The 3,112-nt window shown below is 66.6% G+C and carries 4 protein-coding genes; all 4 read left to right on the top strand.

Annotated features, from left to right (window positions below; all coding sequences use genetic code 11):
* Window positions 1-129 precede the first annotated feature (129 nt).
* Complete coding sequence (locus P3W85_RS23615) at window positions 130-2,244, top strand: TonB-dependent receptor domain-containing protein (protein ID WP_276266568.1); 2,115 nt, start codon at window positions 130-132, stop codon at window positions 2,242-2,244.
* A gap of 30 nt (window positions 2,245-2,274) precedes the next feature.
* Window positions 2,275-2,538, top strand: coding sequence for a hypothetical protein (locus P3W85_RS23610; RefSeq protein WP_276266567.1), 264 nt, complete (start codon window positions 2,275-2,277; stop codon window positions 2,536-2,538).
* A 1-nt stretch (window position 2,539) separates the two neighbouring features.
* Window positions 2,540-2,833: a hypothetical protein gene (locus P3W85_RS23605; RefSeq protein ID WP_276266566.1), complete on the top strand. Its 294-nt coding sequence runs from the start codon at window positions 2,540-2,542 to the stop codon at window positions 2,831-2,833.
* A gap of 93 nt (window positions 2,834-2,926) precedes the next feature.
* A partial coding sequence (locus P3W85_RS23600) for a PepSY domain-containing protein (RefSeq protein ID WP_276266565.1) occupies window positions 2,927-3,112 on the top strand: 186 nt, incomplete at its 3' end.

Genomic DNA, 3,112 nt, shown 5'->3' with positions numbered 1-3,112 from the left:
CTGACGGCGCTCCTGTGCGTCAGGCAAAGGTCTTCGTGGCTCCCGCAAAGTTTTTGGCGTTCTCCGTCTCTTATAGTGCGAATGATACTTATTTTCATTATTCCACTATAAGAGGACAAGAACGCTGCCATGTCGATTCCTGCAACAACCTGCGTGTGGAAGCCGGTCGTCATCGCCGGCCTGTCCCTGATCGGCGCGCCGTGCGCATGGGCGCAGGGGGCGTCAGCGCCCACGGATGGCACAACGACGCTGGCGCCCGTCGTCGTGACCGCCAGCCAGCGCGAGCAGGCGATCAAGGAAGCGCCCGCGAGCATCTCGGTGATCACGCGGGAAGACATCGAGGCGAAGCCGTACACGTCGCTCAACGAGATCGTTGGCAACATCGAGGGGGTCAGCATTGTCGGCGCGTCTCCGAGCGACCAGGACATTTCGATCCGCGGCATGCCGGGCGAGTACACCCTGATCCTCGTCGATGGCCGTCGCCAGAGCACCCGGGAGACGATGAACCGCGGCACCGCCGGCGTGCAGAGCAACCTGATGCCGCCGTTGAGCGCCATCGAACGCATCGAGATCGTGCGCGGACCCATGTCGTCGCTGTATGGCGCCGATGCGATGGGCGGCGTGATCAACGTGATCACGCGCAAGGTGCCCAAGCGCTGGGGCGGCACGATCACGGCGGGCAGCGTCTGGCAGCACGAGTCGAACCAGGGCGATACGCAGAGCGTCGATTTCTGGGTCGGCGGTCCGCTCAAGGCGGACGTGCTTGGTCTCCAGGTGTCGGGCAGGGCGCTTCATCGCGGCGAGGACAGTATCTACTACCCGCTAAGCGGGTCGAACGGCGCGAACGGGCAGCGTACCGGGAGCGTCGACGTCAGGCTCTCGGCCAAGCCGACGGCCCGCCAGGACATCAGCTTCAACGCGGGTCGAGAGCAGTTGAGCTACCTCAGCACGCCTGGCAGGAGCGATGCGCCTCTCACACCTGGCACGGCGACGACAGCGATCGTCGAGACGCGCCACGTGCGCGACTACTGGGGCGTCACGCACAACGGCCGCTGGGACTTCGGCAACTCGACGCTGTCGCTGTTCGGCGAGCGCGGCACCCAGGAGCGCTGGACGCCGGTCGGCAGCTCGCCGGTGAAGCCCGCTGTCACCGGCACGGTGCTGGAGGGGAGGGTCGAGATCCCCTGGTGGCGTGGACGCAACGTTCTGACGGCAGGCGGCCAGCACATCTGGACCGGGCTGTCGGGCGTGGGGCGGCAGGATGCCGTGCCGACCGGTTACCCGATCAATGCGGACCACATCAAACGCAACGCATGGGCGCTGTTCGGCGAGAACGACCACTTCCTCAGCGATCGCTTCACGCTCACGACGGGCCTGCGGCTCGACCACGACGAGCGCTATGGCAGCCACGTCAGCCCGCGCGTCTACGGCGTCTACAAGCTGAGCCAGGCGTGGACGGCGCGTGGCGGCGTGTCAAGCGGCTTCAAACCGCCGACGCTGCGCCAAAGCACTGCCGGCTACTGCATGACGTCCGGTGGCGCGGCGGGCGCGGTGCGTGGCACGCTGTGCGGGAACCCGGACCTGAAGCCGGAGACCAGCGTGACCGAGGAACTCGGCATACGCTACGACGCCGATGGCGAGCGGTATGCCGGCCTCACCCTGTTCAACAACCTGTTCAGGAACAAGGTGACCAGCCACGACACGGGCGTGGCCGATCCGCGTTCGCCCGGGCGCAACGTCTATGTGTACGACAACGTCGACCGAGTCAAGCTGTACGGGCTCGAGCTCGGCGCAGGCACGCGGCTCACCGGGCAGCTCAAGGTCTCGGGCGCATACACCTTCACGCAGTCGCGCCGCGACGGCAGCGGCGAGAAGGCGTTCAACGGCAGCTCGCTCAATGGCTATCCGCTCGACAAGACGCCCAGGCACAAGCTCAGCGCGCAGGTCGACTGGACGCCGGCGCCACGGCTCCACCTGTACGCCAGCGTCAACCATACCGGTGCCGAGTACTGGGCCGCGTTCCGCAACGGCGCGCAAGGCGTGCGTGAGCGGCCGTCGACGACGACCTTCGACATCGGCGGGCGTTACCGCCTCGACAAGCATTTCTCGCTCAGCTTCGCGGTGCTGAACCTGGCCAACAAGATGGTGCCGGTTGACGAACGCACGCGCGCGAACGGCCTGAGCGGCAACTGGCTGGTCGATCAGGGGCGGCGTTTCGCCGTGAATCTCACCGCCGAAATGTGAGCCGGCCCTGGTATTTTCGTCCGGATGAACATGGTGATGATCCTGTTCCTGCTACTCGTCTTTACGGGCTGCCTCAGCCAGTACCTGACCTCGCCGCACCAGCGCTGGCTGGCCCGGCCGCTTGCCGCCGGGCCGGGGCGTGCCGCCGGCGCTGCCCTGCAGGCCGGGGGGCTGGCGATGCTGGCGCAGGCCGTACAAGTGGCGGCCGCCGTCTTCACGCTGTGCGCTTGGGCGATGCTGGTGTTCGTGCTGCTGCCCTATCTTGGCGCGCTGATTTCCTTGAGGCGTCCTTGACATGGCGAGCAAGTCTTCCGCGCCCGCGATCCGGCGCGACTGGGTTTCCAAGACGCTGGCCGGCGCGCTGCTGGGGCTCACCTTTGCCCTGGGCAGCAGCGGCCTGCTCCTGCACGCGCTGCAAGACGCGGCGCCGAGCGCCCGGGCCCAATTGGCGATGTGGCTGGTGCCGCCGGTCTGGCTGGGCATCCTGAGCGGCAGTTTCCTGTTCCGCAGCGGCCCGCGCGCCTGGTGGTGGCTCGGCGCCGCGAACCTGGCGGTCTTCGGCGCGCTGGCGCTGACGCGCCTGTCCTAGTCCGCTGAATCATTGAAATGGGAGGGGCATGACATGGCAGGCACCGACCAATTTCAGTGATTCAGTGGACTAGTACGTCGAACCCGGAGAATCATGCGCACGGACATCCTTCGCGTCTACAAGAGCGTTCACACCTGGACAGGCCTCATCGCCGGCATGGCTTTGTTCATCGCCTTCTATGCCGGCGCGCTGACGGTGTTCAAGGCACCGCTGGCCCGCTGGGCTGCGCCGCCCACGGCGGTGCAGGCGGTTCCGTTATCGGAAGCGCCGGACTTGATC

This window comes from Cupriavidus basilensis, assembly GCF_029335485.1.
GTDB classification, from domain to species: domain Bacteria; phylum Pseudomonadota; class Gammaproteobacteria; order Burkholderiales; family Burkholderiaceae; genus Cupriavidus; species Cupriavidus basilensis_E.
This window is presented reverse-complemented; position numbering and strand designations above follow the sequence as displayed.